A 261-nucleotide genomic window follows, 5' to 3' on the forward strand; every position below is an offset into this window, starting at 1 on the left:
ATATTATACGTTACAAAGTAAACTCCAATCGAATTACTGATCGCATTTACTCCAAATATTAAAACAAAGAATACACTTAAAACTAGTAATGGACGATTTTTTCTAAACTGCTCAAAGATATCTGTGAATTTATTCTTCTCTTTATTATTTACTGGTGCTACACGTTCCTTCGTGCTAAAGAAACAGAATAAAAGTAATAGGGCACCTACAACCCCGATGATCCCCATGGTCATCTGCCAGCTACGTGTTGGGCTAGCAAAC

The 261-nt window shown here is 35.6% G+C and carries 1 protein-coding gene; it reads right to left on the minus strand.

From position 1 onward, the window contains the following. A partial coding sequence (locus tag AOA60_RS32400) for an MFS transporter (RefSeq protein ID WP_178075422.1) occupies positions 1-261 on the minus strand: 261 nt, incomplete at both ends.

The organism is Pseudomonas sp. 2822-17 (assembly GCF_002742485.1).
Lineage (GTDB): Bacteria > Pseudomonadota > Gammaproteobacteria > Pseudomonadales > Pseudomonadaceae > Aquipseudomonas > Aquipseudomonas cyclaminis.